Annotated in this window: 21 protein-coding genes; 12 read left to right on the plus strand and 9 right to left on the minus strand. The window is 37.0% G+C overall.

Annotated elements, in window-relative coordinates; genetic code table 11:
- The first annotated feature begins 2 nt into the window (after positions 1-2).
- The 6 genes from menE (at position 3) to lpxM (ending at position 8,774) form a co-directional block, all read left to right on the plus strand.
- A complete protein-coding gene (gene menE, locus DV428_RS04480; RefSeq protein WP_114909576.1) occupies positions 3-1,364 on the plus strand; it encodes an o-succinylbenzoate--CoA ligase in 1,362 nt (453 codons plus the stop codon).
- 16 nt (positions 1,365-1,380) lie between these two features.
- Positions 1,381-4,707 (plus strand): mechanosensitive channel MscK, encoded by a 3,327-nt coding sequence (gene mscK, locus DV428_RS04485; protein WP_114908823.1) that lies wholly within the window; start codon positions 1,381-1,383, stop codon positions 4,705-4,707.
- Positions 4,708-4,717: 10 nt separating this feature from the next.
- The gene (gene aroC, locus DV428_RS04490; RefSeq protein WP_114908824.1) at positions 4,718-5,791 is read left to right on the plus strand and encodes a chorismate synthase; all 1,074 of its coding nucleotides are present in this window, start codon (positions 4,718-4,720) and stop codon (positions 5,789-5,791) included.
- A 334-nt stretch (positions 5,792-6,125) separates the two neighbouring features.
- Positions 6,126-6,986 carry a penicillin-insensitive murein endopeptidase gene (mepA, locus tag DV428_RS04495; RefSeq protein WP_114908825.1) on the plus strand — a complete coding sequence of 287 codons (861 nt, stop codon included), beginning with the start codon at positions 6,126-6,128 and terminating at the stop codon, positions 6,984-6,986.
- A 17-nt stretch (positions 6,987-7,003) separates the two neighbouring features.
- On the plus strand, positions 7,004-7,771 hold the full coding sequence (locus DV428_RS04500) for a TSUP family transporter (protein ID WP_114908826.1): 768 nt from the start codon (positions 7,004-7,006) through the stop codon (positions 7,769-7,771).
- A 46-nt stretch (positions 7,772-7,817) separates the two neighbouring features.
- Entirely contained in the window at positions 7,818-8,774 is a 957-nt protein-coding gene (gene lpxM, locus DV428_RS04505; protein ID WP_114908827.1) for a lauroyl-Kdo(2)-lipid IV(A) myristoyltransferase, read from the plus strand.
- 1 nt (position 8,775) lies between these two features.
- Here lpxM and hypT read toward each other — a convergent pair whose 3' ends face one another.
- The gene (hypT, locus tag DV428_RS04510; protein ID WP_114908828.1) at positions 8,776-9,663 is read right to left on the minus strand and encodes a hypochlorite stress DNA-binding transcriptional regulator HypT; all 888 of its coding nucleotides are present in this window, start codon (positions 9,661-9,663) and stop codon (positions 8,776-8,778) included.
- A 229-nt stretch (positions 9,664-9,892) separates the two neighbouring features.
- Here hypT and cuyB point away from each other — a divergent pair, with 229 nt between their 5' ends.
- The 3 genes from cuyB (at position 9,893) to selD (ending at position 13,083) form a co-directional block, all read left to right on the plus strand.
- A complete protein-coding gene (gene cuyB / locus DV428_RS04515; protein WP_114908829.1) occupies positions 9,893-10,585 on the plus strand; it encodes a cysteate racemase in 693 nt (230 codons plus the stop codon).
- A gap of 14 nt (positions 10,586-10,599) precedes the next feature.
- Positions 10,600-11,904 (plus strand): anaerobic C4-dicarboxylate transporter, encoded by a 1,305-nt coding sequence (locus DV428_RS04520; RefSeq protein WP_114908830.1) that lies wholly within the window; start codon positions 10,600-10,602, stop codon positions 11,902-11,904.
- A 135-nt stretch (positions 11,905-12,039) separates the two neighbouring features.
- Entirely contained in the window at positions 12,040-13,083 is a 1,044-nt protein-coding gene (selD, locus tag DV428_RS04525; RefSeq protein ID WP_114908831.1) for a selenide, water dikinase SelD, read from the plus strand.
- A 105-nt stretch (positions 13,084-13,188) separates the two neighbouring features.
- Here the strand turns inward: selD and DV428_RS04530 are convergent, their stop codons facing one another.
- From DV428_RS04530 to serS, 6 genes are all read right to left on the minus strand, one after another.
- On the minus strand, positions 13,189-14,382 hold the full coding sequence (locus tag DV428_RS04530) for a fimbrial protein (protein WP_114908832.1): 1,194 nt from the start codon (positions 14,380-14,382) through the stop codon (positions 13,189-13,191).
- Between the two features lie 24 nt (positions 14,383-14,406).
- Positions 14,407-14,961, minus strand: a complete 555-nt coding sequence (locus DV428_RS04535) for a fimbrial protein (RefSeq protein WP_114908833.1) — start codon at positions 14,959-14,961, stop codon at positions 14,407-14,409.
- 11 nt (positions 14,962-14,972) lie between these two features.
- Positions 14,973-17,501 carry a fimbria/pilus outer membrane usher protein gene (locus DV428_RS04540; protein ID WP_114908834.1) on the minus strand — a complete coding sequence of 843 codons (2,529 nt, stop codon included), beginning with the start codon at positions 17,499-17,501 and terminating at the stop codon, positions 14,973-14,975.
- Positions 17,502-17,513: 12 nt separating this feature from the next.
- The gene (locus tag DV428_RS04545; protein ID WP_114908835.1) at positions 17,514-18,212 is read right to left on the minus strand and encodes a fimbria/pilus periplasmic chaperone; all 699 of its coding nucleotides are present in this window, start codon (positions 18,210-18,212) and stop codon (positions 17,514-17,516) included.
- A gap of 117 nt (positions 18,213-18,329) precedes the next feature.
- On the minus strand, positions 18,330-18,995 hold the full coding sequence (locus DV428_RS04550) for a fimbrial protein (protein WP_114908836.1): 666 nt from the start codon (positions 18,993-18,995) through the stop codon (positions 18,330-18,332).
- A gap of 256 nt (positions 18,996-19,251) precedes the next feature.
- Positions 19,252-20,541 carry a serine--tRNA ligase gene (gene serS, locus DV428_RS04560; protein ID WP_114908838.1) on the minus strand — a complete coding sequence of 430 codons (1,290 nt, stop codon included), beginning with the start codon at positions 20,539-20,541 and terminating at the stop codon, positions 19,252-19,254.
- Between the two features lie 171 nt (positions 20,542-20,712).
- Between serS and DV428_RS04565 the strand changes: the two genes are divergently transcribed.
- Together DV428_RS04565 and DV428_RS04570 are read left to right on the plus strand one after the other, a co-directional pair.
- Positions 20,713-21,477, plus strand: a complete 765-nt coding sequence (locus DV428_RS04565; protein ID WP_114908839.1) for a hypothetical protein — start codon at positions 20,713-20,715, stop codon at positions 21,475-21,477.
- A 114-nt stretch (positions 21,478-21,591) separates the two neighbouring features.
- On the plus strand, positions 21,592-21,810 hold the full coding sequence (locus DV428_RS04570) for an HP1242/YdcH family protein (protein ID WP_005628252.1): 219 nt from the start codon (positions 21,592-21,594) through the stop codon (positions 21,808-21,810).
- A gap of 44 nt (positions 21,811-21,854) precedes the next feature.
- On the opposite strand, the gene DV428_RS04575 is transcribed toward DV428_RS04570, so the two are convergent.
- The gene (locus DV428_RS04575; protein ID WP_005628250.1) at positions 21,855-22,334 is read right to left on the minus strand and encodes a threonine/serine exporter family protein; all 480 of its coding nucleotides are present in this window, start codon (positions 22,332-22,334) and stop codon (positions 21,855-21,857) included.
- A gap of 1 nt (position 22,335) precedes the next feature.
- A complete protein-coding gene (locus DV428_RS04580; protein ID WP_053465313.1) occupies positions 22,336-23,106 on the minus strand; it encodes a threonine/serine exporter family protein in 771 nt (256 codons plus the stop codon).
- A 218-nt stretch (positions 23,107-23,324) separates the two neighbouring features.
- Between DV428_RS04580 and DV428_RS04585 the strand changes: the two genes are divergently transcribed.
- A complete protein-coding gene (locus DV428_RS04585; RefSeq protein WP_239991105.1) occupies positions 23,325-26,558 on the plus strand; it encodes a TonB-dependent receptor domain-containing protein in 3,234 nt (1,077 codons plus the stop codon).
- Positions 26,559-26,560: the final 2 nt, after the last annotated feature.

Here is a 26,560-nt window from a genome sequence, read left to right on the forward strand (position 1 = left end):
TGATGTATCCTTGGCAAGCCTTTGCTATCCACCCTAAGTTTTCTCATAAAATCGCCTTGCGCACTGCACAGGGCGATATTTTTAATTGGGCACAAGTAGCCGAGAAAGTGGATCAAATGGTTTCCTTCTTACAAAATAAAGGTGTAAATCCTGAAAGTGCGGTTGCTTTTGTAGGAAAAAATACAGAAAACATTTTATTTTTATATCTTGCTACAATCCAACTTGGTGCAAAAATTCTAGGTATTAATCCGGCGTTTCCTCAAGAAAAAATGACAGAATTGTGTAATGTTCATCACATCGATTTTTGTTTTTATGATGAAGATTTGAGGGATTTTCCAAAAGCTGATGTAGTTATACAAAAAGCTGATTTCTTTCGCCCAGCTACAATGACGCTCACGTCTGGCTCGACAGGTTTGCCAAAAGCGATAGTGCATAATGTTCAAGCGCATTTAGATAATGCGAAGGGCGTATGCGAGTTGATGAAGTTCGATAGTGAACATTCTTGGCTACTTTCTTTGCCCTTATATCATGTTTCAGGACAAGGTATTGTCTGGCGTTGGTTGAGTTGTGGTGCTGAATTGCATTTTCCGAAAACGGATTTTTACGCTTCATTATTGGAGGCGACTCACGTTTCTCTTGTGCCAACGCAATTACAGCGTTTATTAGATTATTTACAGAAAAATCCGAGCATTTCATTTTCTACACGTCATATTTTACTGGGCGGTGCGCATATTCCCACAGAACTTACACAAAAAATGGTGAAATATGGTATCGAAACCTATTCTGGCTACGGCATGACGGAAATGGCGTCTACGGTTTTTGCTAAACAATCTGATGAAAAACAAGGCGTAGGGCTACCTTTATTAGGTCGAGAATATCGTTTGATGAATGATGAAATTTGGCTAAAAGGTGCAGGTTTGGCGATGGGTTATTGGAAAGATCGACAAATTTTTCCATTAACGAATGGAGATGGCTGGTTTCAGACAAAAGATAAAGGCATTTTGCAAGAGGGCGAACTGGTTATTATCGGACGACTTGATAATATGTTTATTTCGGGCGGTGAAAATATTCAGCCAGAAGAAATAGAGCAAGTGATGCTGAAAAATGCTATGGTGAAACAAGTTTTTGTTTTGCCCAAAGCCGATCATGAATTTGGCTATCGCCCAGTTGCGATTGTTGCTTTGAATGAACCCTTTAATCAAAGTGCGGTCGAAAAACTCACTGAATTTTTACAAGATAAATTGGCTCGCTTTAAACAGCCAATAGCTTATTATGAATTACCAGTAGATTTATCTGCTGGCGCAATAAAAATATCACGTAAAGTGCTTGCCGATTGGTTAGCAAAACAAATAAACGAACAATAAAAAATACAGGTAACTTATGAAAACATCACGTTTTTTCACCGCACTTTTAGCTACAGCTTTAATTGGTTGGGCAACGGTGAATCCAACATTGGCTGCAAATAAAAGCAAAATATTATTACCTACGGAGCAAGAACTCACTACTGATTTAGCCGATGCACAAAAAATGGCTGACGGTGATGTAAAAACTGCGCTTATGAATGAATTGCAAACCTCTTTAGATTTATTGCAACTCATTCAAACTCAACAAAAAAATAATGAAGATTTACATGATGTTTTAGCCCATGCTGATAGTGAAATTAAGAAAAATAATGCAGATTTATTGGTGTTTAAGAAGCAGTTAGAACAATCTAAATCAGTTGATTATCAAGCTCAAAATTTAGCAGATTTACAGGCTACATTAAGCAAACTTAATGCTCAACAGCAAGAAACTCAAACTGCGTTAAGCAAGGCTAATATTCAATTAGCGGGGCAAAGTTCTGTATCTGAGCGTGCACAAACCAGTCTTACTGAGAATTTGAAACGCACACAAGAAATTAATCAACAATTAGCCGATAGCAATCTTACAAAAACTTTACGTCAAAAAAATCAAATAGAATTACAGTTGATTGATTTAAAAAACGCTTACAACCAAGATTTATTGAAAAATAGCGATCAGCTGACATTGCTTTATCAAAGCCGTTATGATTTGTTGAATGCTCGTTTGCAACTGCTACAACAACAAATTGTGGCGATCCAAGAAGTGATTAATCAGAAAAACTTGGCGCAAACTCAAAACCAAGTCGAACAAGCTCAGCAACAGCAACAAAATAGTGCGAAAAATGCTTATATTCAGAAAGAATTGGCACGTAATGCAGAGTTGAGTCAATATTTGTTGCAACAAACGGAAAAGACGAACATCTTGACGCAAGATGATTTAAGAATGCGTAATGTGTTTGATAGCCTAACTCAAACTCAACATACCATCGAGGAGCAAATTAGCGCATTACAAGGTACGTTGGTGCTTTCTCGTATTATCCAGCAACAAAAACAAAAATTACCGACTAACTTAAATATTCAAGGTTTATCAAAACAAATTGCGGATTTACGAGTACAAATTTTCGATATTACTCAAAAACGTAATGAGCTTTATGATTTAGACGCGTATATTGCTAAAGTCGAATCAGATGAAGGTGAAAAATTTACTAACGCCGAAAAAATACAATTAACTAATTTATTGACTGAGCGTCGTAAAATGAGTTCTGACTTAATTAAGTCATTGAATAATCAGCTTAATTTAGCCATTTCTTTAGAACTCACACAACAGCAAATTACTCAGATAAGTGATCAAATTCAATTAAAACTAGATCAACAGAGTTTCTGGGTTAAAAGCAATAGCCCTATAAATTTGGATTGGTTTGCTGAATTGCCGAGGGCATTTATAGCGCAAGTCGATGGTATTTTGAAAAAAATTGGTTTACCCACAAATTACAGTAACTTGCCTTACTTATTGATGTACTGCTTGGGCTTGTTTGTCGTGGGTGGTGCTATTTTTAAATTTAAAGATCGCATCAAACAACGTCTGTCAAAAATTAACGGCGAAATTAACCGATTAAAATATGATAATCAGTGGAATACTCCACAAGCCTTATTGCTTACTGCATTTTTAACGCTTTCAGGAACTTTATGGTTTTTAGCCATTTGTCAAATGCTTGGCTTTTTCTTTATGAAAAATCCAACTGAGTTTTGGGATTGGTCGTTTAGTATGGCGGGCTATTGGTGGTTCTTCACGTTTTGGCTTTCTTTATTTCGCCCGAATGGAATTTTTGTCCGTCACTTTGAATTTTCTCAACAAAGTGCGGTGCGTTTTCAAAGTGTCATTAAACGTATTGTTGTAGCGGTTGTTTTATTACTGAATACATCAGTATTTAGTAACGTAACTGATTATGGTTTAGCAAATGATGTGATTGGACAAGTAAATACGATTGTTTCATTGCTGTTTTGCATTATTATCATCGCACCACGTTTCAAGAATGTGCTACGTTCTTACGAAGATGAGAAAAAAAACCATAACCACATTATCGTCAAAATTGTTCAATTTGGTTTACAGATTATTCCTGTTGGCTTAGTGCTATTAGTCGCATTGGGATACTATTACACTGCGTTGAATTTAATACAGCATCTGATTAATTCTTATATAGCCTGGTGTGTGTGGTGGTTAATTCGCCAAGTAATTTATCGTGGTATTACTGTATCATCTCGTCGCTTGGCTCATCGTCGTTTAGAAGAAAAACTCCGTCAAAAACAAGCAGGCTTTAATGATGGTTTGACATCCGATGATGTTGTTGTTCTGAATGAAAAAGAAGAAGGTTTAGCGTTAAATGAAGTGCGTAGTCAATTATTACGTTTTGCTGATCTCTTTATTTGGACTGCGTTGATTGGAATTTTCTATTACGTTTGGTCAGATCTTGTCACGGTGGCAAGTTATTTGCGTGAAGTGACCTTATGGCAGCAAACAACAACTACTGAAGCAGGTACAGTGACAGAAAGCATTACTTTATTTAATCTTCTTGTTGCCTTAGTTATCGTAGGGATTACTTATGTATTGGTACGTAACATTTCGGGTATTTTAGAAGTATTGATTTTCTCTCGCGTGAATCTTTCACAAGGTACGCCCTATACCATTACGACGTTGCTCACTTATATTTTTATCGCTATTGGTGGCGCGTGGGCATTTGCAACCTTGGGTATGTCTTGGTCAAAATTACAATGGTTATTTGCCGCACTTTCTGTTGGCCTTGGTTTTGGTATGCAAGAGATTTTTGCTAACTTTGTTTCTGGTATTATTTTGTTATTTGAACGCCCAATTCGAGTAGGCGATACCGTTACAATTAATGGCATTAGCGGGACCGTTGCGAAAATTCGTATTCGTGCAATTACGTTGATTGATTTTGATCGTAAAGAAGTGATTGTGCCAAATAAATCTTTTGTAACAGGGCAGGTAATTAACTGGGCACTTTCTAACACTATGACGCGTTTAGTGATCAATGTTGGTGTCGCTTATGGTTCTAATCTTGAATTAGTGAAGAAATTATTGCTACAAGCCGCAAATGAGCAGACAACAGTATTAAAGGATCCTGAACCAAGAGCCTATTTCTTGAGTTTTGGTGCCAGCACCTTGGATCACGAATTGCGCGTTTATGTTGCTCAACTTGCTGAACGTACAAATACGATTGATGCACTTAATCGCCGTATTAATGAGCTCTTTGCAGAAAACAATATTGATATTGCATTTAACCAACTTGATGTTTTTATCAAAAATAATGATACTGGCGAAGAAATGCCTTTTATTGACGTAAAAAAATAAGTGAGAAATTATGGCTGGTAACACAATCGGACAACTTTTTCGTGTGACAACTTTTGGAGAGTCACATGGTATTGCATTAGGCTGTATCGTTGATGGGATACCGCCAAATCTTGAATTATCAGAGAACGATATTCAGCCAGATTTAGATCGTCGTAAACCTGGGACATCTCGATATACCACGCCGCGTCGTGAAGACGATGAAGTTCAAATTTTATCTGGTGTATTTGAAGGAAAAACGACAGGCACAAGTGTTGGGATGATCATTAAAAATGGTGATCAGCGTTCGCAAGATTATGGCGAGATTAAAGATCGTTTTCGCCCAGGACATGCTGATTTTACCTATCAGCAAAAGTATGGCATCCGCGATTACCGTGGTGGTGGGCGTTCATCAGCGCGTGAAACAGCGATGCGAGTTGCAGCGGGAGCAATTGCAAAAAAATATTTACGCGAACATTTTGGTATTGAAGTCCGCGGTTTTTTAAGTCAAATCGGTCATGTGAAAATTGCGCCGCAGACCATCGGAGACATTGATTGGGAAAAGGTAAACAGCAATCCATTCTTTTGTCCTGATGAAAGTGCGGTAGAAAAATTTGATGAATTGATCCGTGAACTTAAAAAAGAAGGAGATTCTATTGGCGCAAAACTTACCGTTATTGCAGAAAATGTTCCAGTAGGATTAGGCGAGCCAGTATTTGACCGTTTAGATGCTGATCTTGCCCATGCATTAATGGGGATTAATGCAGTGAAAGGCGTCGAAATTGGTGATGGTTTTGCGGTGGTTGAGCAACGTGGTTCGGAACATCGTGATGAAATGACCCCTAATGGCTTTGAAAGTAATCATGCAGGCGGCATTTTAGGCGGAATTAGTTCTGGTCAACCGATTATCGCCACAATTGCGCTAAAACCAACTTCAAGTATTACGATTCCTGGTCGTTCAATCAATCTTAATGGAGAACCCGTAGAGGTTGTAACAAAAGGTCGTCACGATCCTTGCGTGGGTATTCGTGCTGTACCCATCGCAGAAGCCATGATGGCGATTGTCTTATTAGATCATCTATTACGTTTTAAGGCACAGTGTAAATAATCTTAGTATGAGATGTGAGTCTGTGCCTAGGGTAGGTATACCCTAGGTTAGCTTGATGTTACCCCTTTGGGGTAGGTGTAAAGTTCTTCAATGGGGCTGAACTTAGGGTAGGTGTACCTATATGTGAGTCTGTGCCTAGGGTAGGTATACCCTAGGTTAGTTTGATGCTACCCCTTTGGGGTAGGTGTAAAGTTCCCCAAAGGGGAACTATTTTTCTAACCGTGGGTATACTTACCCACGGCAAGACCTAGGATATGCTTACCCATAGCAAAACCTAGGATATACTTACCCACGGTAAGACCGAGGATATGCTTACTCAAGGTAAAACCTTAGAATGAATAAAATTTTATTAAAAACAACCATAATTTTTACCGCACTTTTCTCTCTGAATGTTGTTGCGTCTCCTCTCGATTGGCAAAAAGTGAAACGTCCCATTCCAAGTGATGATGGGAAAGCAAAACCTATAGGTAGTTATACCAATGGGTGTATTATTGGAGCGCAAGCATTACCGCCGAAAGGAGAAGGTTACCAAGTGATTCGCATGAATCGCAATCGCTATTATGGTCATCCAAATATGATTCAGTATCTTGAACGTTTGGGACAACGCGCTAAAGCTGCTGGGTTGCCAACGATGTTAGTAGGCGATATTGCCATGCCAGGTGGCGGGCGATTTTTAACTGGTCATGCTAGCCATCAGATGGGATTAGATGCGGATATTTGGTTAAGAATGGGCGAAATGTCAGATGCCGATGCGCTGAATTCTGATGGTAAAGGTTTATTAGTTGTGGATAGAAAGGCGCAACGAGTGGATGAACGCGTATGGAATAGCAATCATGCGACGTTAATCAAGTTAGCCGCGCAAGATCCAAGTGTGACACGTATTTTTGTTAATCCCGCGATTAAGGTAAAATTATGCCAGACCGCTGGCAATGATCGCGGTTGGCTACACAAAGTTCGTCCTTGGTATGGACACGACTCCCATTTTCATGTTCGTTTAACTTGCCCAGCAGATGCATCTTATTGTGAAAATCAAGCACCTGTGCCTGCCGGTGATGGTTGTGGAGACGAATTATATTCTTGGTTTGAACCACCAAAACCAGGCACTTCAGTGAGTAAACCTAAAGTTACACCACCAGAGCCGTTTTTGTGCCAACAAATTTTGAACTCACCGAATCGGAGTGAATGGTTAGAATAGCATTGAGGTAAATCAATATGGATATCGGAATTGATCTTTTAGCAATATTGTTTTGTGTTGGTTTTGTTGCATCATTTATCGATGCGATTGCTGGCGGTGGTGGATTAATCACTATTCCAGCGTTGCTTATGACAGGTATGCCTCCTGCAATGGCGTTAGGCACCAATAAATTGCAAGCTGTGGGAGGGGCATTATCTGCAAGCTTTTATTTTCTGCGAAAAAGAGCGGTCAATTTACGCGATATTTGGTTTATTTTGATTTGGGTTTTCTTAGGTTCTGCCCTAGGTACATTATTAATTCAATCAATTGACGTGGCGATTTTCAAAAAAATTCTGCCTTTTCTGATTTTAGCCATTGGTCTATATTTTTTATTTACCCCTAAATTAGGTGATGAAGATCGGAAACAACGATTAAGTTATCTGTTATTTGGTCTTTTAGTTAGCCCATTTTTAGGTTTTTATGATGGTTTCTTTGGTCCTGGTGCTGGGTCAATTATGAGTTTAGCTTGCGTCACTTTGCTAGGTTTTAATCTTCAGAAAGCAACGGCGCATGCCAAAGTGATGAATTTTACTTCTAACTTCGCTGCTTTTATATTTTTCTTATTTGGCGGGCAAATTCTTTGGAAGGTAGGTTTAGTGATGATGGCTGGGAGTATTTTAGGCGCAAACTTAGGTGCCAAAATGGTGATGACGAAAGGTAAAACCTTGATTCGCCCAATGGTTGTTATTATATCTTTCATGATGACGGCTAAAATGGTTTACGATCAGGGTTGGTTTCATTTTTAATTCGGAAAGCGTGCAAAAGTGTGGTTAAAATTAATTTCATTTTATTATGTCGGATAATCAACAAAATTTACGTTTGACGGCGAGAGTGGGCTATGAAGCGCACTTTTCATGGTCGTATTTAAAGCCTCAATATTGGGGAATTTGGCTAGGTATTTTCTTTTTATTGTTGTTAGCATTTGTGCCTTTTCGTCTGCGCGATAAATTGGCGGGAAAATTAGGTATTTGGATTGGGCATAAAGCAAAGAAACAGCGTACGCGTGCACAAACTAACTTGCAATATTGTTTCCCTCATTGGACTGAACAACAACGTGAGCAAGTCATTGATAAAATGTTTGCGGTTGTTGCACAAGTTATGTTTGGCATTGGTGAGATTGCTATCCGTTCAAAGAAACATTTGCAAAAACGTAGCGAATTTATCGGTCTTGAACATATCGAACAGGCAAAAGCTGAAGGCAAGAATATTATTCTTATGGTGCCACATGGCTGGGCGATTGATGCATCGGGCATTATTTTGCATACTCAAGGCATGCCAATGACTTCTATGTACAATCCACACCGTAATCCATTGGTGGATTGGCTTTGGACGATTACACGCCAACGTTTCGGCGGAAAAATGCATGCTCGCCAAAATGGCATTAAACCTTTTTTAAATCATGTTCGTAAAGGCGAAATGGGTTATTACTTACCAGATGAAGATTTTGGTGTGGAGCAAAGCGTATTTGTTGATTTCTTTGGAACTTATAAAGCGACATTGCCGGGATTAAATAAAATGGCAAAACTTTCTAAAGCCGTTGTTATTCCAATGTTTCCTCGTTATAACGCTGAAACGGGCAAATATGAAATAGAAATTCATCCAGCAATGAATTTAAGTGATGATCCTGAACAATCAGCCCGAGCAATGAACGAAGAAATAGAATCTTTTGTTACGCCAGCACCAGAGCAATATGTTTGGATTTTGCAATTATTGCGCACAAGGAAAGATGGTGAGGATCTTTACGATTAGATTATTTTCTATTATCTAGAGATTTCCAAAATTGCTCGGCATACATATTTAATCTTGTATTTATTCGATAGATATATGCCTTTATTGGAATAATCAGTTCATTATCGTCAAGAATAACTAGTTTATTCTGTCTCAGTTCCTCTTTTATTGAGTACTCTGGTAACCAAGCTATTCCTTGCTTGTTTAAAACCATATTTTTTAATAATTCACTCATAGAAGAAACAAAAATCGTTCTAAAATTAAGATGTGAGTAGAGATTTAGTTTTCTATTTACTAATCTTCCCATATAAGAATTTTTTGTATAATTAAGTAACGGGGTCTCTTCTTTAGAAAAAGAAAATTCAGGTTCTTTATCTTTATTTAATGCACTTACAGGATATAGATTTGATTCTAATATTTCTTTTGATAAAAAAGGTTCTTGACGTAATAGATCATCATAAAATGAAAAAATAAAATCACTTTTTCCTTCAACCAAAGTTTTTACTGTTTGATCAACATCAATTGCTTCAACGGAATAAATAAAGTTCTGATGTGATTGACCAATATCATGAATTAACTTTGGCATTACAGATAAAGATAGGGAATGCGCAGCTGCAAAAGTTATATTCGGTTTTTTTTGTGTATTCTGCCCTAATAATTCATCAAGATTATACTGTAACTGTTTTAAAAGGTTTCTAGCTTGCGAATGAAATAATTTTCCTTCTTCTGTAAGTTGAAGTGGGACAGAGGATCTATCGAAGAGTTTTACACCAATAGATTCTTCAAGAGAAATTATTCTTCGGCTAAAAGCTGACTGTGATAAATTTCTATGTTCTGCTGCCTGTGAAAAGTTACGTGTATCTTCTAGTATTAAAAAATCTTCTAACCATTTTGTTTCAATATTTTTCATTTATTATTTCTCCTTATGCTAATTTTGCATACCTTATTCTTAAATATGTAATAGTTTATCACTCTATGTTTTTTATCATATTGATTTAAATCATTATTTTGTGCATTTGTAATGTGCATAATTTGTGTTATGCAATATTTGCATTGGTGTGCGATTTGTTGCATTTCTCTTGTTTCATTAGATTTTGTTAAAAATAAATAACCCAAAGATAAATAGGAGAATTTTTCTTATGAAGAACATTATTGGTATTTTAGGTGGAATGGGACCAGCAGCAACGGCAGATATGTTTCAGAAATTTATTCAATTTACACCAGCTCATTGTGATCAAGAACATATTCCTCTTGTTATTTCGTCTATTCCTGATATTCCTGATCGTACAACTTCCATTTTGTATGGAGGAGAATCACCACTACTTGCAATGGAGGAACGCATTTATGGGTTAGAAAATGCGGGTGCTAAATGTATCCTAATTGCCTGTAATACTGCGCATTATTGGTATGATGAACTAAAAGAGAAATGTCATGTTGATATGTTAAATATTATTGATTCAACAATTAATGAAGTTCTACAAATGGGTAAAACAAAGATTGGTATTCTTGCTACTGATGCTACTTTAGCAACAAAGCTATATCAGAAAACATTAGAAAAATATGGATTAATTTGTCTTCTTCCCAATGAAGAACATCAAAAATCGGTCATGGAAAGTATTTATTTATATAAGAGCGGAGAGATTCAAAAAGCTGAAGAATTAATGTTAATACAACGTGATGAACTTATTCGTCACGGTGCAGAAGTAATTATTCTAGGGTGTACGGAAATCCCATTGATCCTAAAAAATGCAATGAGAGAGCAACCTACACTTTATGAGGATTCTACAGCAGCATTAGTTAGAGCCGCTATTCGTTGGTATCAAACTCATTGATTAAGGAGATGATTATGGTCTGGGTTGAAATTTTTGTTGTTCTAGCCTCTATTGTACTTGGCCTTAGATTTGGAGGTATTGCCATTGGTTTATTTGGTGGTCTTGGACTTGCTATCTTAACGTTGGGTTTAAGACTACCAATAGGATCTGTTCCAATAGATGTTATTTTGATCATAATGTCTGTATCTCTTTCAGCAGCAACATTGCAAGCTACAGGGGGAATGGCATTCTTAGTTAATTATGCAGAAAGATTGATGCGTAAAAATCCCAAACATATAAATTTTATTGCACCAATGATTACTTGGTTAATGACCATTTTTGCAGGTACTGGATTTATTGTTTTTTCTACATTACCTGTCATTGCTGAAGTTGCAAAAGAATCTGGAATTAGACCATCCAGAGTTTTATCGGGAGCGGTTGTATCATCTCAGTTAGCTGTTGCAGGCTCACCAATTAGTGCAGCAATGGCAGCAATGATCACTATTATGGAAAATAATTCTGTTACATTTTTCCAAGTTATGGCCGTTTGTTTACCTGTATCTTTTGTAGCTTCAATGGTAGCTGCATTTGTAGCTTCTAAACAAGGTTGTGAGTTAAAAGATGATCCTGTGTATTTACAACGTTTACAAGATGGATTAGTTTCTAAGACAGAATATAAAACAAGTGATACACCTAAATCAGCTAAGATCTCAGTACTAATTTTCTTATTGGCTACAGTTGTTATTGTATTATTTGCAACACTACCATCTTTAAGACCTGTGTATGAAAGTGGTAAAGCTATGGGAACAAGAGATATTATCGTTGTAGTTATGCTCACTTCGGCTTGTTTGATGCTAGTAACAAGTAAAACGAAACCCGAAGCCGTTGTTACAAATTCAACATTTAGATCAGGAATGAGCTCCGTAGCGGTTATTTTGGGGATCGTCACATTAGGTATTACATTTGTTGATGCTCATTTAGGAAATATTAAAGAAATTGCAGGAGATGTATTACATACATATCCAATGCTACTTGCACCAGTATTGTTTTTTACTTGTGCACTATTATACTCCCAAGGTTCTACAACCCCATTAATTATACCTCTTGCAGTTGCACTAGGAGTACCTAATTGGGCTATTTTAGGATCTTTCGTTGCAGTTACTGGTATTTTTCTTTTACCAACTTATCCTACTTCATTGGCAGCTATGGAAATGGATACGACAGGAACTACTAGAGTTGGTAAATATATTTTAAATCATCCATTTATGTTGCCTGCATTATTAGGTGTTATAGCTGGTGTTGCATTTGGATTTGTTTGGGCACCAATAATCGTTAAATAAAGTAACCCAATTTTAGGTAGGGAGGTTAGCCTCCCTATTTTATTTTGGATAAAATATAATAGAAGGTCTTATAATATCTCAGGTAAATATAAGAGCAGATTCTCAAAAACAGATATTCAATAAGGTAAATAAGAAATGGAAGAAAAAATTCGGCTGACGCAATACAGCCATGGTGCAGGTTGAGGTTGTAAAATTTCGCCTAAGGTGTTAGGGACAATTTTACATTCAGAACTGGAAAAATTTTATGATCCAAATCTGCTCGTTGGCAATGAAACTGCTGACGATGCAGCGGTGTATGATCTTGGTAATGGAACTGCAATTATCAGTACCACCGACTTTTTCATGCCGATTGTAGATGATCCTTTTGATTTTGGACGAATTGCCGCAACCAATGCCATCAGTGATATTTTTGCTATGGGTGGCAAGCCGATTATGGGCATCGCCATTTTAGGTTTTCCAACTAATGTATTACCTGCAGAAGTTGCACAGAAAATTGTTGATGGTGGGCGTTTTGCTTGCCATCAAGCGGGTATTGCTTTGGCGGGAGGACATTCCATTGACTCGCCTGAACCTATTTTTGGGTTAGCCGTGACAGGCGTAATTGACACTGAAAAAGTGAAACGTAATGCGTCTGCAAAATCAGGTTGTAGGCTTTATATGACAAAACCGCTTGGTATCGGTATTTTGACGACGGCGGAGAAAAAGGGAAAACTAAAACCAGAACATCAAGGTTTAGCCACTGCTGCTATGTGCCAAATGAATTCCATTGGCAGTCAATTTTCCCAAGTGGAGGGCGTCACCGCAATGACGGATGTCACAGGATTTGGTTTACTCGGGCATTTAATTGAAATCTGTGAAGGTTCAAATCTAAGTGCGGTAGTTTTTTCTGACAAAATTAAAACCTTGGAGGGCGTAAAAGATTATATTGCACAAGGTTGCGTCCCAGGTGGAACAGGGCGTAATTTTGAAAGTTATGGGCATAAAGTGGGTCTATTAAACGAAGAACAAAAAGCGATTTTGTGTGATCCTCAAACATCAGGCGGTTTATTAGTGGCAGTTGAACCTAATAGCGTTCAAACGGTCATTGAAATAGCCAAAGATGCGGGTATTGATTTATATGAAGTGGGTGAATTAAAGCCTAAAAAAGTAGAAAAAACGGTTTTGATTGATATTTATTAGGGATTATGTAAGTTTTAAAAGTCCAATGAAAAGGCTAACTTTTGAAAGTTAGCCTTTGGTTTCCTTATTTTGGGAATATTTTACATTCTTCTCATTTTAGTGAGTTTATTGATAATATAGTGTAAACGTCGTTGCGGCTTTTACTTCACCGCCTGCAACGGGAACACTCTGATTATTAACATAATATACGTCGAAATTGTTTATAGAATGACCGCTTCCTGTGGCATCTGCCATTTGGAATTTCTTACCAAATTTAATTGAAGTGTTATTATCGTGTTGTTTTAAGCGTAAGGAAACCCCTTGCGCTTTTCCTGTACCTGTTTGAATGTTTAATAAATCATTATTACCATCGTTAGTCGTGCCATTTAGTCCTGTGAAAGTAACAAATACTTTTGGGGGCTTAAGCTGACTTCCTTCTTTATTATTTTCTCCAGTACAATCTACATCTAGGGTAAAATCCTTGCCCAGAGCTTCTAAACTACCAGTACTCCCGCTTGCGGTGGGGTCAATCTCTTTCTTATAAATCTCTCTTAACGGGATATTTTGATCTGAGCTACCATTTATTAAGCAAGATTTAATAGGGTTTGAAATTACGAGTCCATTTGTTGAGAGATTAACCAATGCATTTGATCTGTCATCTAACTTAAACGTCGTATAGGGTGGTTTTTTTAATCGTGTTGTATTAGATTCCGTTTTTATTTGAAAAATAGGCTCATTTATTACTGGAATTGTGTAACTTGTACCGCTAGCTGGTTTATTCAATAGTATATAACGCGCTCTGACGACGGCTCCAAATGAGCCAGTACTTCGACTAAATCGAATTTGATTTTGGCCAATAACTGTTTCTCGATCATTCACTTTAACAGGAGAAAGAGACCATAAATTACTTCTCATTCTGGCATCAAAGATCAAGCCTAGGTTAGGATTACTATTTAATTTGTATATTGTATAACCATCATAAGTTCTTCCAGTTGATGTGAGGTTACTTTGCATAACTAATTTCATCGTAATGGTAAACGGATCTAAGACATCTGTTCCTCTTTCATTGGTGAGCTGACTTAAATCAAAGCAAGCGGTGCCTGTTTCTGGTGTTGAGAACCAGTCAGAAATAAATTCATCTTGATCTTTTCTAAAATATTGAGTTGTTAAATTTAAATTTGAACCATTATTACCTCTAATCTCGTATGTCATGCTATTACCATATCTTCTAGGAGCGTCTACTTGAATACAAGCAAATGTTTCCCGCATCCCTAGCATCAGTAAAATAGTTGTGGCTATTTTATAAACGGATTTATTCATTCTTATTTCCTTATTTATTTAATCTTAAGGGTAACTAATTTCAAATTCTGCTCGAGCGGTAACCTCGCCAGCAGTAGCACTCCCTGTTGCATAATATTGAGCATAATAATCAAATTGGGGCTGAATGATTTTTCCCCCAAGCTGAATACCTGTATTTGCAGTTTTTGCAGAATCGGCAGTTGTACCATTAAGTGGCATAATTTGATTACTGGTTGCATTAATTAATTGAATCGAGACATGTTGTGCGCCCGCTGTAGTAAGATTATTTAATAATCCATTTGTGGCATTTGCATTCTTAAACTTAATCTGTGCTCTGCCATTATCTTCAGCATTACATTCTTTAAGTTTGATAGTAAATTTAGTTTTACCTGCAGTTTGCCCTGCAACAGCTAAACGGTTAGTCGCCACAGTGGGAAGTACCACTAATTGATCGTCGCTACCAATTTCTACTTTACAGGTGCCATCATCTTTTACCAATCCTGTAAAAGAAATCGTTCCAGTAGAAGAGGCATGACTGCAAGTAGTACTTGCCAGTAACATGGTAAACAGCACTAAATAAGAGCTGATTCTTTGTTTCATGATAAATTCCTTTATTTTTTTATGGGTAAACACATTGCGTCATATGTTTGAGCTTCTAAGCTATCAAGATTTTCTAAATTAACTTGGTAATCAAAATAGCATTGCTCATTATGATTTGGTCCCCAATTGACTGTAAGTCTTCCTTTTTCTTGTTGTAATTGACCAGCAAATAACATACCGCCTTGCACCACATACCCCACAAAATTGCCTTTATCATCTTGTGCAGTCGCTGCCATTGGCACATTTTCACCGTTGGATTGAGTTAAATTAAACAACACCATCACATTTTTATGAGTGCTAAACTCTACTAAATTAATCGCATTAGCACGTGGAATGATTTGTTGTTCAGTAGCATTAAATTCAATGTTGCCAGAAATATCTTTCGGATCAATGCGAACATAGTTGATTGAATAAGGCATAGTGTAAGGAATAATACCATTGCCAAAATAATCAATACGTTGATTATTGCCTTGAATTAACGCGCCAGATGCATCTTTGGCTCGTACAATAGCAAAGCTATCTCCCACTTGTTGCCCTAATGTCACGCCATATTTATGAGCAACAATAGAACCGCTTGCGCCTAATCCTATTTGACGGTTATGGTTCTTTTCTTGCGAAATGTTCATACGGTAGCTACCAAAACGCCCCGTATAGCCAGCATTGGCTCCAATAGCTCTATATTGCTGATTATTTTTAGATGCATTTACACCATAATGCCATTGATTCTGCTCTCCCATCGTGCCACTAACACCAATTCGATTGTAGCTGTATCCAGAATTATTACGAGAATAAGAAGAGCTAACTGTATGTTTACCTTCGCCGAGTGGTAAACTTAGATTGATATAAATAGCAGTATCTCGTTTGCTACTTTCGCTATTAGTCGTTTGGGATAACGTAATGTTATAGTTCAATTTTTTGTAACTATTCGCATAGGCAATCTGGTATTCATTATTTGTTCCATTTTCGCCCCAATAATTATAAGTCTGCCCGACCAAATACAAATCGCCGTAATCCCCTAAGGTTTGATTGATAGAGAATTGATATTGGCTTTTTGGACGTTGAGTGCGTACATTAATAAATTCATCGTAAATATAATCACGATGGTTAATTGCCAAGGTGTCTCGTAAAGTATAGAAATGACGGGATGAATAGCGATAGGCTGCCAACGTAATATTAGTACCTGTGCTATTAAAATTAATACTGTAAGTTCCGTGTAAACTATAACCTTTTTTATTTTCCTTTTCTTCTGGGAAAATGGCATGTGACCAAGTAGAATCTGCAGAAAAAGCACCAATCGGCGTATTTAAACCAAAACCAAATAAAGCAGCACGATAATTTTTACTGTAAATTACGCCACCATTTAAGGTCAAATTATTAAACAAACCATATTGTAGAGTGGCTTGAGTAATTGGATCGACGTATTCGTTATTCCAATGGCGATAACGACCTGATGCAATTTGATAGCGATATTGCCCAACACGGATCAAAGGAGCGACATTAGAAAATGGCACCGTAAAAGTGCGGACAGAACCATCACTTTCTTGGATCTCTACTAGAAGATCACCGTTATATCCACTTGGGTATAAATCAGAAATAACAAAAGGCCCTGCAGGCACAGAAAGTTGATAAATAATGTTGCCATTTTGCTTAATAGTGACATTGGCATTACTGTTTGCCACACCTCGTACAACAGGCGCAAATCCACGTTGTGAAGGGCTTAGCATACGATCATCAGAAGCAATGCGCACTCCACGCATACCAAAACTTTCCCCAACCTGTGCGCTAGTATAAAAATCACCTAAGGTGACATTTCCTCGCAATAGTTCAAAATCGCGCTGAACATAGGTCTCACTTGGCTGATATTTAGAATAGGTATAACGGAAAGAATTTTCTTTGCTTCGGCTATTAACTTGGTTATAAAAACCAGTGTGGCGGAAAGCTAAAGAACCGATATTCAAGCCCGCTCTCACATTGCCATAAAGGCTGTCACTTATAGTGCTTTCTGTTTGATAGCGATAGTAATTTAAATCATAATTTAAAAAGGTCGCCGTCGTCCCACTTTGCCAACGTTTTGGCGAAATGTATCCACGAGGTCGTTGAACAGTTAAAGCTTGCGGTATTTCAAAATCTAGTTTTAGTTCGCCAGTTTTATAAACAAAGGTGCTCTCTGGTATTGCATCTTTAACAAATACGCAATCTTCATCACTTCCTTGTTTGATAATCGCCGCAGATTTTAGATCTAATACATCTTGTAGTTCTGGCGTTAAACAAAGTTCAGCTCGACCTTCCGAATTATCAACAAAACGTAATGTTTCGTGACCTTTTAATTGATTATTTACCCAAATATCTGCTCGATACTCCCCAGGTAATACCGCATTTGCCTGATTAAAACGGGCAAAATCTACGCCTAAAACAGAACTACCGCCCCAAAGGGAGGCATCAAATTCATCGCTATAAGCGTGGTTACCATAAAGCCCTAAAGCACATAAAATAGCAAGAGAAGAGCGGTTAAAATGGGATAATGTTTTTTGAATACGCATAAACACTCCCCATTATTGTAAAATAGATTCACCAATTGTGTCGCCACCAAAGTCATTAATGAGATTCCAAGTTACCTTGCTGCCAGCACGGGCGCCTGAAACATGGAAAACTTCCTCACTAAAAGGCGCAACCATACGAGCGTCTTTAACTGAAGTTTTATTGATTTGAGCTGAAACATAACTCATATAATAAGGCGTTTGATTGCTAACCTTAATGCCATCTGGCGTCGCAATCCATTTTACCGCTTGATAGGCATCTGTTACTGTTATAGGGAGATTGCTTGGGCGGTAAAAGAATTTTAAACGGGAACGGATAGCCAATTGTAAAAAGTTTGGACTTTCAGCTAAACGCTCCGCACTTGGTTTAGGCGGAATATCAAGTAAATTAAAATAATAGAGGCTTTCTCGATCTTGTGGCAAAGATTGGCTGCCTGTATAAGTAATACGTAAACTCTGACCAGATTTTGCCTCAACACGGCTTACTGGCGGAGTAATGATAAAAGGCGTTTTAATATTTTTAGGATCGGCATTTTGATCGCCCGTATCTAACCAAGCCTGCACTAATGCCGCATTTTTACCGTTATTTTCTAATTTCACGATAATATTTTTTTGATCTTGAGGGTAAATTACTCTGGTGCCGATAATGACGACGTTCGCTTGGGCAGAAAAGGTAAAAAGTGCGGTTAATCCGAATACAATTTTCTTAAACATCATTTTTTCTCAACTTTATTCATAAATAAGGTGATACCACCAAATAATTAAAACCGCATTGCTAAAATTGTCTTAACAATGCGGTGAAATAAAAGCTAATAATATTAGCCAAAAGAATTATTCATAAGTTAATTCAAAATCAACCGCAGATTCAACTTCACCTACGCCAACGCTTGCTGTAGTAGCATAATATTTAGCTACATAACGAAGCGTTTGATTTTCTGCAGTAATATCTTTGAAGATTGCACCATCATCTGATTTATGTGTAACTGGAGTAGTTGTTGTAGCAGGAGTTGTTACTCGTTTCATAGGAGAAATAGCTGTAGTGCCATCTTCATTAAATAATTGAATATTAACGTTAGCAGCACCTCCTGCGGCAACAGCTTTAGTATTTTTTAAAGTGTAGTTGTTAGCTGTATCTACATTCGCCACAGAAGCAAAACGCGCTTTCACCTTTGGTGCTTTGCCGTTTGTAGCTGTAGGTAGGGTACAACCACTTAATTTAATCTCAAATGGTGTTGGCATTGCTGTCTTTTCTGTAGCGGTAAAACGATTTTTTGAAACCGTATCTAACACCACAATTTGATCTTGGCTATTGCCATCAATAGTACAGGTTTGATCGACCACTTTACCTTTAAAACGAACAATACCGCTGTTTGCACCTGGTGTAGAACCATCAGTTGCTTTTCCTGCTACAGTACCACCTACAGTAGATGTAGATGCTGCCATAACTTGGCTTGAGAATGCCGCAACTAATGCTGTTGCCAATACTAATTTTTTCATATATTTTCCTTTTTTAAATGTTTAATAAAAAATGACGACAAATAATGGATTTCTCCAATATTGATGTTTTTGCCATTTTTAACAGCGCAAAAACTTCCCCATTCTAAAAAAAAAAAAAAAATACAAGATGCCGAAGAAAAAAATTTGGCAGCAAAATGGCGTGTTTTAAACCACAATAATGACTTAACGCCCTATATTTTCCATAAAAAAAAGCGTGGAAATTTTAAAATCCACGCTTTTTTATTTTATAGAAGGATTATTTGCCGATAACTTCTAATCCGCCCATATATGGACGTAGCACTTCTGGCACGGTGATTGAACCATCAGCATTTTGATAGTTTTCAAGCACAGCCACTAAAGTACGACCAACAGCCAAGCCAGAACCATTTAATGTGTGCACTAAGCGCGTTTTCTTATCACCTTTCGCTTTACAACGTGCTTGCATACGGCGAGCTTGGAAATCCCACATATTTGAGCAAGAAGAAATCTCGCGATAAGTATTTTGTGCAGGCACCCACACTTCTAAGTCGTAAGTTTTGCAAGAACCAAAGCCCATATCGCCTGTGCAAAGTAAAACTTTACGGTATGGTAAATTTAATAATTGCAATACTTTTTCTGCATGACCGGTTAATTCTTCAAGTGCTTCCATTGATTTATCTGAATCAACGATTTGTACCATTTCCACTTTATCAAATTGGTGCATACGAATTAAACCGCGAGTATCACGACCGTAAGAGCCAGCTTCAGAACGGAAACATGGCGTATGTGCGGTCATTTTTATTGGTAATTCTGTTTCATCAATAATCACGTCACGCACTAAATTAGTGACGGGCACTTCTGCGGTTGGAATTAATGCGTAAGGTTGTTCGCCTTCTAAGGCTAAAGTATGGAATAAATCTTCCCCAAATTTTGGTAATTGACCTGTGCCATAAAGTGTGGCGTGGTTGACTAAATAAGGCACATAGGTTTCTAAATAGCCATGTTGTTCAGTATGAAGATCTAACATGAATTGCGCCAATGCACGGTGCATTTTTGCGATTTGACCTTTCATTACGGCGAAACGAGCACCAGCTAATTTAGCCCCTGCGGCAAAATCTAAGCCATTTGCTTCCTCACCTAAAGTGACATGATCTTTCACTTCAAAATCAAATGTACGCGGAGTGCCCCAACGTAAGATTTCTTTATTTTCGGTGTCATCTTTGCCTAATGGCACTTCGTCTGCGGGTAGATTTGGAATAGTTAATGCAATTTGATTGATTTCCGCAAGTACCGCATCTAATTGTGCTTTTGCTTCAGTCAATTGATTGCCCATATTATCCACTTCAGCCAATAATGGTTCGATATTTTCACCACGTGCTTTCGCAGCACCAATAGCTTTTGAACGAGTATTACGTTCCGCTTGTAAATTTTCGGTGGTGACTTGTAAGTTCTTGCGTTGTTCTTCTAATGAGATGAGTTTTTCTGTATCAAGAATAAAGTTACGTTTTACTTTTAATTTTTCTGCGACTTCCGTTAAATTATTACGGAGCAAATTTGGATCGATCATAGAATTTCCTTACTTTTTTCGTTGAAATGAAAATGACTTTATTCTAGCGTGCTTTATTCAAATAAACCAGTTAAAAGCCAAGGGAAAAGCGAGATTCTGAAAATAAAGCAAAAATAAACCGCACTTTGTGTTAGAATCCACACTTCGTTTAGTCTGAATTTTAGGTAAATTATGAGAAAATTTATTCTTTCTTTTCTGTTTATGCTTATCGGTGGTGGACTTGGTTTTGCGGGGGTGCATTTTCACCCGACAAAATGGCAGGTTAGCGCGCAATTTGAAGCGCCAAAAATGAATGAATTGGGTAATTATTTTTCTCTTTTTTCTACATACAGTTTAGTTAGCGGTGATGCTGATGCCGTTGATATGGTAAAAATTGAGCGTAAGGCGACAGATTCTGCGTATCATGAATTTACAAAAATTCTGAGTTCTCCCGCTCAATTAATGGCTTTTTTAAATCAATCTGATTTTGTGAAAGCTAGAGCTAAAGTTGAAAATCAAACCATTCAGCAAATCGCCTCACATTTTAAATTTTCCCAAGAAAATAATCTTGATCAATTCATCCTGTCTTCTTTTGATCGTGAAGAAGTGGATCAACTTTTTGTGGAATACATTCGTTACGTGAATAATCAAGCGCGTCAAACGTTAAATAATGAATTGATTACAAAATGGAAATCGTTATTTGAACAAGTGAAAAATGCGGCGGACGCCAAAATTGACGTTTCTTGGGAAAACAAATTGAAAATGATGCAATCTGTTCAACCGTTAGATAATAATTTGGTGGCATTCCATTTTATTCAACAGCCTAATCTCGTAATGGCTGAGAAACCTTATGTTATCTCAACGGGTATTGGTGCTGGCTTTGGAATTATTCTTAGTTTGTTAGCCATGCTGATTTTAGGTGCTGGAAGAAATAAAAAGGTAAATGAGCAAAAATAATTCGTTCAGAATAAATTTTTGTGATCGCGGTCAAATTTTTAAGATTGAATTTTGTTTCTTTGTAAAGAAAAGCGTAAACTCAAGATCGATTTTAACTAACACAGGAGCGATTTTATGTTTCCAGAATACAGGGAATTAATCACCAAACTTAAAAGTAATGATGCTTATTTCGATCGTCTTTTTGAAAAGCATAACGAATTAGATCATGAAATTAAGAATATGCAGGAAAACATTCAGCTCGCTACTCATATGGAAATTGAGGCTTTGAAAAAAGAAAAATTACGGATTAAAGATGAGCTTTATGAATACCTCAAGAAAAAATCACAAGAATAGTAGAAAGCCGACAAATGTCGGTTTTTTTGTTGCACTGTTTTAGGTTACACAACAGGTTTTTGTCGATAAAACAATAGGCCCGGTAAAGCCAATCCAAATACTATTGCGCCTAGGATAAAACTGGTATTAATAAAGGAACTAATCATCTGTTCAAATAATGCATCAGAAAAGCCAAAATGATGAATTTGCACCATTGAAATCATTGCTTTATAGGCATGAACACCGGGGATCATGGGGATAATAGCGGCAACGGTGAAGGCTTTGGGATGGGCTAAATAACGATGGGAAAGATGTACGCCTAAAAATCCAATCACGCAAGTTGCAAAGAAGGTGGCAAATACAATAGGCATATTAATATGCAGTAATAATGTGCGTGTCACATGCCCAAGTGCGGCTAAAATTGCGCAATATTTTAAGGCTTTTGGCGGCACATTAAATACTAAAGCAAAGCCCACAGCTGGAATTGCGGCAAATAACATATCATCAAGTAATTTCAATATAAATATTGTGATATCTAATAACATTTTAATGCCCCCAAGTTGTAATATGTAATAGGCTTAATGCGAATACAATGCCAAGACATGCGCCAAAAGTGAGAATAGTCGCAATCGTCCAACGGCCTAATCCCATATTCACATAACCTTTTAATATATCCGCCAAAGAATTAATTAGAGGAAACCCTGGCACAAGTAATAAAACACTAGATGCTAAGGCAATTTGAGGATCGTTACCTAAGTTATATTTTAAGCTCACGCCAGAAATCAGCGAGGCGACAAAAGAGGTGATGGAAAAGACGATAAGGGGATTATAGTGCCGTTTAGAAAATTCTTGTCGCACAAACATGGCGATGGCTGCCGCCACAAAGGTGATGCCACAAATCACCCCGTCTCCGCCAGATAAATGGGCGAATGCTGCACAAGATAAGCCAATCATAAACACCACTAACCATCGGTTGTATTTAAGCGGTTTTAATTGATCCAGTTTTTTTTGTGCGATTTCTAAGTCATACAAATGGTGTTCAACGGCAATCACAATGCGCTGAACATCAGTGACCATTTGCATATTAATGCCTTTATCTGTATTTTTTCGTGCGGTGGTGATGCAATGATTATCTGATAAGGTCGTCAGCACCACTGCATTTGCCGTGAGCGCACATTCCACGCTTTCTACACCAAGTGCTACGCCTAAACGCTGCGCCATTTGCACTACCACAGTGCTTTCTGCCCCATGTTGTAACAAGAGCAGTGCCGTTTGTACGCACACGCGAGTCACCTCACGTTGATATTCGTGTTCCATATCTTTCTTCTTCTATCAAAATATACCTAGAAAGAATTATAAAAATGTTTTCTGAAAAATGCGCAAAAAAGAACCGCACTTGTGATTTAAGTCAAAACTTTTTAGTGAAAAATTTTGTTACATCGATCACAAAATAAACAATTTTTCTTTGCTGATATAAAAAAATAGGACTAGTATTTAAATGATAATTGTTATCGTTAAATATGGAGATTAAAAAAATGAAAAATAAATTTTCCTTTATACTATGCCCTCTCGCCTTGCTTATTCATCAAACTATCTATGCTTCCCCACAAATAAATCAGCTTGATACGATCTCTGTTTTGGGTACTTCTGAAAGTAAAGCCGAAGCAGGTAAAGATAAAATGTTTTCAGAAAACCAAGTAACTGAATATAAAAGCAAAAAAGAAATTGAAACTTACAAAGGTCATTCTGTAGCGGATTTATTAACAGGCACAACGGGCGTATATAGTGGTGATGCACGCAATAGCGGTGCATTGGATCCTAATATTCGTGGAGTACAGGGACAAGGTCGAATTCCCGTTTTAGTTGATGGCACAGAACAAGCGATCACTGTTTGGCGTGGTTTTGCGGGGGTGAGCAACCGTAACTATCTTGATCCATTTTTAATTAGCAGTGTCACTGTTGAAAAAGGCCCAAATTTAAACCGCACTTTAGATAGTGGCGCAGCGGGCACTATTCGTTTAAGCACATTAGAACCTGATGACATTATTAAAAAAGGTGAAAAATTTGGTATCGAATTTAAAGCTGAAACAGCTAACAATTCTATTAAGCAACGTGGTTATCCTATTCCTGTTGGTCAAGATTTCCGAAAACTCGATCATCCTGAAGATATGGGGTTAGGTGCTATTTCAGCTTATTTTAGAACATCCGATCGTTATCCTGCGCGTGCCAAAGGACGCAATAAATTTTTTAATGATAATGCCTATCGACTAGCTATAGCAACAAAAGATGAGCATTTTGAAGGATTATTTGCTTATGCTTATCGTAACAAAGGCAATTATTTTTCTGGTGGAAAGGGTGGTCATAATTATGGTGAGGGAAAAACTTTAGATGAATACGCAAAGGCCCATGATATTAATCCTGATTATTATCGAAGTGATGATCCTTATATTCCCTGGATAGCGATTGTTTATCATCCGAAAAAAGAAGTCCCAAATACGTCTTTTGAATCCGAGTCCTATTTAGGCAAAGCCACAATTAAATTTAATGATCATACAAAATGGAAATTTGGTTTGCGCCATAGCGATATGCATTATGGTGAGATAATGCCTTCTCGTTTATGGCAAACCAGCTATCAACAAGGCACAGTTCTACAATGGCCGCTTGCCAATGTAAAACAAACCGCAGTGAATACAGATTTTGAATATAACCCTGAAAATAATAAATGGGTGAATTTGCGCCTTGGAGCCTATGCTGTATTTAATCATGCCAAAACCAATACTTCAGGCGGAAGCCCTTCCGATATTATTTTTGATGATATGGGATTTAATTCTGTAGGAACTGATCTTGTTGCACCTGAAATTAAACAACCAGGGGAAGAAGGTTATGAAAAATATTTAATAGATAAAGCCGAATATATAAAACAAATGCGTAAAAAATGGAAAGAATACGCTAATTCCAATGATAAAACACCAAATATTAAGGGGGTTTTTGATACCAAAGAAGCGCAAGCACAATGGTCAAAAGATAATCACTATGGTGTTTATGCCAGCAACCGTTTTGAAGTTACTCCAAAATTAAATTTTGATGTAATGAGTAATTACAAATGGGAGAATCTAAATTCTGAAAATGAATTTACTAAAAACACGCCACTTGCAAACGAGGTATGTGGTGGCTGGGTTGGTGGCGGTAAGAAGAACAGTAAAATATATTGCCCTAGTTGGGATTATTATATGAGTGGCGAACGTCACGGAAAACGTAAAGAATTAAATGTAGGCTTTAATTTCCAATATAGCCCTGTGGATTGGTTAGTGTTAGATGCAGGCGCGAAATATACTCATTATAAATCTCGTGATGATGGATTAAGAAAACAAATTCAAGATAAACAAAGGGAAGAAGTATTTTATCCTGCCGCTTTAGAATTAAGTTATTATGGTTTTGTGAAATTAGACGATGAGATAAGAAAGAGACTAAATACTTATAAAATAGCAAGCAATAAGAAACTAGAATATGAAGATGAATTTGAAGCAAAGAATCCACCACCTGATGATGACAGTGCTTATGACAATTGGCTTAATGAAATGGAAAAATATGTTGATAAAAAATTAGAAAAAGAGAATTTACATAGACCTACAGAAGAAGATCATGCGATCGATAAAGCAGTAAGAAATTCTGAGCCTATATACAGAAGTATATTCTTTGAGAGAGATGAATATGGAAACTTTAACTTTAATGAATCTACTATAAACAAGTATTTCCCAAAAGATAAACTTGATGAAGAAATATATAATAAAGATACAGGAAAAATGGAAAAAGTTATAAAAAATATTACTCTTTCATCAACTTTGGTTAAGAAAAATCCAACACCTGAACAATGGGAAAGAATGAAAAAGGCAAAACGAAGTGCTCATGCTTGGTCTCCATCTTTGGGGATAACTATTTTAGTGAAAGATAATATTCGTTTATATGCTCGTTATACTGAGACTAAAAGAATGCCAAGTATTTTTGAAGATACAATTGGCTATTCAATTATAGAACTCCATCCATTCTATAAGCGAAAACCAGAACATAGTAAAAATATTGAAGTAGGTTATGTACAAGATTTACGCAACTTATTATCTAACGCTCGTCGTGCAGATATTCGTTTAAATTATTTTCATAATTTAACTAAAAATGTATTTGATCGAGATATAAATTATGAACTAAAACAATTTGACAAACGAATTTTATCTGGGTTGGAATTACAAGCTCGTTATGATCAAGGAAATTTCTTTGCTAATTTAGGTGTAGTTTATAATCTAAAAAATAAATTTTGTGATAAAAACTCTACTATTTTAGATAGAGGAGGTTGGGATTATAACGGACTTACAGGAAAAAGAACTAGAGCATTTCCTGAATGTGTAAATGGTGGTAATAATAATGGATATTTAAAACATACAATTGCACCAAAATATTCTATTACTGCAAATTTAGGTATTCGAGCATTTGATGAGCGCTTAGAATTAGGTACTCGCTGGCTTTATCATTCTCAAGTAAAAGACAGCCGTGCAAAATCATTAAGAGATGCGGGCTTCTTAGGAAGCTCTGAAACCAATCGCTGGAATCCAGTATTAGTGGTTGATGCTTATGCTTCCTATAAAGTAAATGAAAACCTTCAATTAGAATTGGTGGGAACAAATATTACTGATCGTTATTATCTTGATCCACTCACACGTTCTAGTATGCCTGCACCAGGAAGAACGATCAAATTAGGTTTCACCGCAAAATTTTAAAT

The organism is Haemophilus haemolyticus (assembly GCF_003352385.1).
Lineage (GTDB): Bacteria > Pseudomonadota > Gammaproteobacteria > Enterobacterales > Pasteurellaceae > Haemophilus > Haemophilus haemolyticus_I.

Bases quoted from the DNA above. Each gene is read 5' to 3' on its own strand.
- menE (WP_114909576.1), top strand. From the start codon at position 3: ATGTATCCTTGGCAAGCCTTTGCTATCCACCCTAAGTTTTCTCATAAA.
- mscK (WP_114908823.1), top strand. From the start codon at position 1,381: ATGAAAACATCACGTTTTTTCACCGCACTTTTAGCTACAGCTTTAATT.
- aroC (WP_114908824.1), top strand. From the start codon at position 4,718: ATGGCTGGTAACACAATCGGACAACTTTTTCGTGTGACAACTTTTGGA.
- mepA (WP_114908825.1), top strand. From the start codon at position 6,126: ATGAATAAAATTTTATTAAAAACAACCATAATTTTTACCGCACTTTTC.
- DV428_RS04500 (WP_114908826.1), top strand. From the start codon at position 7,004: ATGGATATCGGAATTGATCTTTTAGCAATATTGTTTTGTGTTGGTTTT.
- lpxM (WP_114908827.1), top strand. From the start codon at position 7,818: ATGTCGGATAATCAACAAAATTTACGTTTGACGGCGAGAGTGGGCTAT.
- hypT (WP_114908828.1), bottom strand. From the start codon at position 9,663: ATGAAAAATATTGAAACAAAATGGTTAGAAGATTTTTTAATACTAGAA.
- cuyB (WP_114908829.1), top strand. From the start codon at position 9,893: ATGAAGAACATTATTGGTATTTTAGGTGGAATGGGACCAGCAGCAACG.
- DV428_RS04520 (WP_114908830.1), top strand. From the start codon at position 10,600: ATGGTCTGGGTTGAAATTTTTGTTGTTCTAGCCTCTATTGTACTTGGC.
- DV428_RS04530 (WP_114908832.1), bottom strand. From the start codon at position 14,382: ATGAATAAATCCGTTTATAAAATAGCCACAACTATTTTACTGATGCTA.
- DV428_RS04535 (WP_114908833.1), bottom strand. From the start codon at position 14,961: ATGAAACAAAGAATCAGCTCTTATTTAGTGCTGTTTACCATGTTACTG.
- DV428_RS04540 (WP_114908834.1), bottom strand. From the start codon at position 17,501: ATGCGTATTCAAAAAACATTATCCCATTTTAACCGCTCTTCTCTTGCT.
- DV428_RS04545 (WP_114908835.1), bottom strand. From the start codon at position 18,212: ATGTTTAAGAAAATTGTATTCGGATTAACCGCACTTTTTACCTTTTCT.
- DV428_RS04550 (WP_114908836.1), bottom strand. From the start codon at position 18,995: ATGAAAAAATTAGTATTGGCAACAGCATTAGTTGCGGCATTCTCAAGC.
- serS (WP_114908838.1), bottom strand. From the start codon at position 20,541: ATGATCGATCCAAATTTGCTCCGTAATAATTTAACGGAAGTCGCAGAA.
- DV428_RS04565 (WP_114908839.1), top strand. From the start codon at position 20,713: ATGAGAAAATTTATTCTTTCTTTTCTGTTTATGCTTATCGGTGGTGGA.
- DV428_RS04570 (WP_005628252.1), top strand. From the start codon at position 21,592: ATGTTTCCAGAATACAGGGAATTAATCACCAAACTTAAAAGTAATGAT.
- DV428_RS04575 (WP_005628250.1), bottom strand. From the start codon at position 22,334: ATGTTATTAGATATCACAATATTTATATTGAAATTACTTGATGATATG.
- DV428_RS04580 (WP_053465313.1), bottom strand. From the start codon at position 23,106: ATGGAACACGAATATCAACGTGAGGTGACTCGCGTGTGCGTACAAACG.
- DV428_RS04585 (WP_239991105.1), top strand. From the start codon at position 23,325: ATGAAAAATAAATTTTCCTTTATACTATGCCCTCTCGCCTTGCTTATT.